We start from the raw sequence: 5,462 nt of genomic DNA, 5'->3' as shown, positions 1-5,462 counted from the left end.
GGGTGGGGTGTCCCAGATGCGGATCGTCATCTGGACTTTCATGTCCGGTTGCAGGCTGAGGAGGTACAGGTGGTAGCCGTTGCCGGCCACCACCTGTGTCTCCGCGGCGTCCATGGCTGCTTCGTCGCCGAGGTAGGCGTCCGCGTCGTAGACCTCCAGCACGCGGCGGCCGGGGGTAGCGGTGACGTTGTGTTCGGCGAGAAGCGCCATGGTCAGTGGTGTCTTCCTGCTAGTTGGTGATCTTCACGTAGAAGGGGTCGCCGTCCAGGACGCGGTTGAGGGTGTACATCTCGTTGAGGCGCTCTCCGCCCTTGCGGTTGTCCTTGCCGTCGATCAGCCGGACGGAGAAGCGGTTGTCGCCCTTGGTGGATCCTTCCTTGGTGGAGGCGAAGGGGTACTCGTCGCACTCCAGGCCGCTGCCGGCGTAGTCGCCCCAGACCTTCTTGCATTCCTTGATGGACTTCTTGCGATTGTCTTCGATCTTCTTCGGATCGACGACTCGGCGCAGGGGTTCCTTCGATCCCGGAACGCTCTTCCCGGGCCAGGAGGGGAAGGTGCGCTCGGGGCGGTTCAGGGCGTCGTAGATGTGCACGGCGCTTTCGTTGACCGCCGAGTCCTTCTGACTCATGACGAGTTCCACACGCGCCTTCGTGAAGACGGTGCCCTTGTACTTGCCCGCGACCTTACCGGCGTAGTCATAGCGGACGCCGGAGTTGTAGACGTTGCTGCCTTCCAAGTACGGGGCGGAGTTGGGGGAGCTAGCGCTCAGGTCCATCGTGACGGTCGAAAGGACGCGTTGCTGGTTGCCCTGGTCGAACAAGGCGCCTTTGTCCGGGGAGGTGTAGGTGAGGTTCCAGTGGGGCTTGGTGTCCCACACGCCGAGCAGTTCATCGCGGTTCACGGTCTGCGGCGCGGTCACCTTGGGATCCGGATCGCTCTTGGATGCGTTGATGCTGTGGTGAAAGTGCTGGCCGATCCGCCACTTCGTGGCATCTTCGGTGGGTATCGGCTCGACCCATATATTCTCGATGCTGGCGACATAGTCGACGCGCCGACTGCCGTCGTAGGCGAAGCCGAGAACCCATTGGTCGAACTTGAGGCGGCCGAGCGTGGTCGTACCTCTGATGTCACGCAGCACCAGGTCAAATGGACGTTTCTGGCAGCTCTCGAAGCGGGATTTGATCCACCCGGTGGCGGTCTTTGCCTGTGCCGCGTGGTTGGCACACTGCTGTCGCAGGTCCTGTTGGTCGCCGGGAGCCGGGTCGGCCGCCGCCCGCCGCGCCACGGACTTCGATCCGTGGGATCGGGCGTATTGGGCGTACGGGATGGGCTGGTCGAGGCCGCGCAGTTCGTCGGCGGGGAGAGAGGCGGCGTCGACGAACACCGTGCCCTCGGGGGCCGGGTCGTTCGGAAGCGCCGCGGCGTGGGCGGCTGTGCTGGTGGCCGCGGTGAGCAGTGTCAAGGCCGCCGTCGTGGCGGTGACGCGGGCGAGACGTATGAGTGCGGTGCGTATTTTCACCAGTGGACTCCTTGCTGGCGTGCGGAAGCGGCGGGGTATCTGCGGCACGTGGCGATCACGAGGCATCGCAGAGGTCGCCCCAGCACGCCTCCAGCAGTGCGCCGGTGTGTGCGGAGTAGCGGGCGGTGAAGCCGTCGAAGCGGCGGTCGGTGCGCTGCAGTCCGGGGGTGGAGCTGGTGGAGGTCACCGTCCAGGCGGCGTCGCCGCTGCTGCTGTCGGCCGCGTGCGGGTGAGCCTTCAGCGCGGAGGGTGAGGTGGGCGGCTTGACGGCGAGGGCGTCACTGGGGACGCCGAAGGCGGCTGCAGCTCGGGCCCGGATGTCAGAAGCCGATATGTCCGCAGCTGCGGCCTCCTCCGATGGCCCACCGGACGGCACGGCGGCGGCGTTGCAGACCCGTACGGTGACCACGCACTCGGATAGGCCAGGCACGCTGGCCAGGCAGCTGTCGGGGTCGTTCTCCAGGCAGGCTTGCAGAGCCTGCTGGTCCACGCCGTTGAACGTGGCGGACAGGCCGGCCGCAGCAGCGTCCCGGCTGTGCGTCGGGGCAGCGGTGGCGGCAGCCGGGGAGGCAGTGGCGGCGGCCTGCCGGCGCGGCTTGCTCACGGTCCACTGGGTGAACTTGCTGTTGTCGGTCAGCTTGGTGGTGAAGCAGTTCGGCGGCTTGTGGGTCGTGCTGCACACGGGGAGCGTGACGGACTTGGCCACGTTGGGCGTCGCAACCTGCTGCCACACCTTGTTCCCGGTCATGAACTGCATGCGGTTCGCGATCGAGGGGATGTTGATGTACTTCGGTCCCATCACCTCGAGACCGACGTCGATGCGGTTGGTGTTACCGCCCAGCACCTTGAGCTGTTTGGTGGTGGAGCCGACCTTGTTGAAGTCGTAGAGCACATCCCACTGGTTGCCGCTGTCCTGGCGGACGGTCATGTAGGTGTGGTTGCGCTTGTCCGGCTTGGTCGGGTTGACCCCGGCCTTGATGGCTGTCGTGCGACCACCGCTGGTGGTCAGCTCCGACCAGCGCGGCCCGTAGGTGTGGGTGGTCTTCCCCGTCTTCTCCGCGTACAGGCCGATCTCGATGTTGGGAGCCAGCGGACCGCTCGACGTGTTCGGGCTGACGCGCATGTAGTTGGCCACCTGCACGGTCGTAGACCCGGTGTCGACCTGATCGAAGGTGATCGGTATGTTGCGCCAGGTGGCGAAGCCGCCGATCATCGGCTCGCCCGGCTGACTGCACGTCATCGCCCAGAAGGTGATCCGGGCGTTGTAGAGGCCGGTGCAGGCTTCCTTGGGTGCGGCGGCACTCGCGGACGGGGCGGTGCCGAGGATGGTGAGTGCGGTGACCCCGGCGCATGCCGAGGCCAAGAATCTCGCGCGCGAACGCGACAAGGTTCCCCCTAGGAACGATCAAGAGTGGTCACAGGGGAACCTACAGGTGCTCTTTCTCTGACACATCTGCTTATAAAGGCAAGTTGGCTGAGTCGCTACACGTGATCACGGCCACGTCTGTCGTCGGCTCACCGGTACCTACACCGGGGTAAGGGACGTTGCCTTGGAGTGATGCCACACGGTCCGCAGCCAGCGGCCGAGGATTGTCTCGCGTACGGCGCGCGCTCAGATGGCCTGTTGACGGGTAGCGAAGCCCACGCGGTTCCAGTGAAGAGGAGGCGTCGCTGTCGTGTCCCGTCTCGTGGTGTAAGCGACCTTGCTCGAAACGCTCCGGTAAACCGCGCGCCGGCGACGCCGCGGGAACACAGCCCGACGTCGTGCCCGGCTGACCTGCCGTCAGCGCCACGGGCGGCCCCGAGCAGAGTCGATGCGGCGGTGACCAGCATCTTCCGGGTACTTGATCGGCTACACCACTTGGCGGGAGCCATCTGCGTCGCCTCAGCAGTTGTCGACGCAGCTCCTGAAGTCCGCCTGAAACTCCGGCAGGAGTTCGTCACTCACCGAACAGACTGTCCTGTACGTACTCGACGACCTTCCGCTCCGGGTAGAAGACGGCCAGCAGCATGAACGTCTTGGGATGGGCCGCGATGTTACCTACAAAGAAGTGAACGGCTCGGTTCGAGGCACACATCCGGTTGTACCAGCGCTCGCGGAGCGCATCACGGACCCCGCGCTCGCCGTACTTGCGCAGGAACTTGCGGTACGACTGGCCGGCCTCCCAGTCCTTCAGCCCCATGTCGTGGGTCGGGCAGTCGTCGTCGGCACAGCGAAAGCTGTAGCGGAGGTCGAGTGGCACCCACTCCAGCGGGTGCAACTCTTGCTCGAACAGGTCGAGTTGGTCGGCCAGCGCGGCTTTGGAGACAGACCAGGGCTCGGCGGGCTCCAGCCGGAAACGGGTGATCTCGGCAGGCCGGAAGACGCCGAGGGAGGTCCCTCGCTGCTCCTGATCCCGCTTGATGGCACAGAGCGACGGTGCGACCAGCGGCTCGACATACCGGTACCGCTTCTTCCAACCGCCGTCGGACGGCACCTCACCCACGATCTCCAAGGTGTCGAGGTCGGGCCGGAGACTCTCTGGGCGTGAGTCTCGCTCCGAACGGTGCGGCTCGACGTCGACCTCGATGATCGAGTACTTGGAGAACTGGGCTTCCTCGCTCAGAAGCCGGAAGGGCACCGGGAAGAGCCGTACGTGCTGTGGCTCGCCCTGGTCCAGGCGTATGCCGGCCACACAGCTGGTCTCGCGGTACTTGTTGGACAGCTCGGGATACGTCTTGACCGTGATCATGATCGTTGCGCGCTGCCGATTCCGCGATCCCATGGTTGCCCCCTCCACTGATCTCCCGGATCCGATTGGAGGAGAGGCATGCGCCACCGGCAAGAGCGCGTGCGGCGGCGAGGGGTGAAGTCAGGCCAGCGGAATTACGGGCACGGCGGCCCGTTTACGGACCGTCTCCAGGACGACCTGCCGGTGGCAGCGGCTCTCGTCCTTCTCGAAACACAGCACGGCGACACGCGACTGCCGAGCTTGCTCGGCAAGGCGATCGAGGTCGGACTGTGCCTCATCGGACCGCAGCACACCGCGGAAGCGAGCCCGGCCCACGTCGAGTCGGCCGTCCCAGAACGGCGCCCGGTTGTCCTTGGGATTTCCCAGGCCACGCAGGTGGGTGTACTCGATGCCGGCCTCAGCGAGCGCCTGCCCGAGCCGAGTCTTGCTGAAGCCCTTCTTGCGGCTGATGGGCGTGAGTCGTACGTCCGCCACGACGTCGATACGGCTGTCGAGGAGAGAGGCGACGAAAGAGTCGATGTCCCGGCCTTCGTATCCAGCGGACCATAGACCGGGGGTGACCTTGGCCTCCCGGAAGAGCTCATCGAGGGAGACCTCAAGTGCCTCGGCGACCGCTCCGACGGTGAAGAAACCTGGCTGGATCGCTCCCTCGCTCTCCAGACGGGCCAGCGTTCCTGCGGCGATGCCAGCTTCTTTCGCGAGCCGCTCCCGCGTCCACCCACGGGCCTCCCGCAGCGCACGGACCCGCTGGGCGAGTGCTCGGGCGTGGTCGTGGGGACGCGCTGAGTGATGGCTTGCCATGTGTCGTGATCCTAATGGCGGTTGAGGCGGGCGGGCATGGTGTTCCCAGCCCGACTACGGGGCTGATTCGCGAACGCGCAGGTCCGAGTGCCCGCAGCCGCTGCACTTCAGACGGCCTTACCAGTCACCCTCTGGGAGAACCCGACCAAGATCTCCTCCCAGATTTCTCCCAAACGATCTCCAGAAACCCATCAGGGGCCTGATCCACTCACTGGATCAGGCCCCTGACCTGGTACTTCACTGTCGGGGTGGCGGGATTTGAACCCACGACCTCTTCGTCCCGAACGAAGCGCGCTGCCAAGCTGCGCTACACCCCGATGTCGCTGCTGTCGCGGCGACGACGTTTACTTTAGCCCACTGGTGGCTAGAGACGAAATCCGGTTTTCCAGGGGTGGCGGAGGGGGTTCGGG

4 protein-coding genes, 1 tRNA gene and 1 pseudogene are annotated in these 5,462 nt (G+C 65.5%); all 6 read right to left on the bottom strand.

The window, feature by feature from the left end:
• Positions 1 to 210: pseudogene (locus tag CA983_RS40180) on the bottom strand (hypothetical protein); the annotation flags it as partial.
• Positions 211 to 229: 19 nt separating this feature from the next.
• On the bottom strand, positions 230 to 1,519 hold the full coding sequence (locus CA983_RS40175) for a NucA/NucB deoxyribonuclease domain-containing protein (RefSeq protein ID WP_086605624.1): 1,290 nt from the start codon (positions 1,517 to 1,519) through the stop codon (positions 230 to 232).
• Between the two features lie 55 nt (positions 1,520 to 1,574).
• On the bottom strand, positions 1,575 to 2,882 hold the full coding sequence (locus CA983_RS40170; RefSeq protein WP_244207301.1) for a hypothetical protein: 1,308 nt from the start codon (positions 2,880 to 2,882) through the stop codon (positions 1,575 to 1,577).
• Positions 2,883 to 3,459: 577 nt separating this feature from the next.
• The gene (locus tag CA983_RS40165; RefSeq protein ID WP_086605623.1) at positions 3,460 to 4,251 is read right to left on the bottom strand and encodes a hypothetical protein; all 792 of its coding nucleotides are present in this window, start codon (positions 4,249 to 4,251) and stop codon (positions 3,460 to 3,462) included.
• Positions 4,252 to 4,371: 120 nt separating this feature from the next.
• A complete protein-coding gene (locus CA983_RS40160) occupies positions 4,372 to 5,052 on the bottom strand; it encodes a DUF488 family protein, N3 subclade (protein WP_086605622.1) in 681 nt (226 codons plus the stop codon).
• Positions 5,053 to 5,295: 243 nt separating this feature from the next.
• Positions 5,296 to 5,369: transfer RNA gene (locus CA983_RS40155), tRNA-Pro, on the bottom strand.
• Positions 5,370 to 5,462: the final 93 nt, after the last annotated feature.

Origin of the sequence: Streptomyces swartbergensis (genome assembly GCF_002148965.1) — a bacterium.
GTDB lineage: Bacteria > Actinomycetota > Actinomycetes > Streptomycetales > Streptomycetaceae > Streptomyces > Streptomyces swartbergensis.
This window is presented reverse-complemented; position numbering and strand designations above follow the sequence as displayed.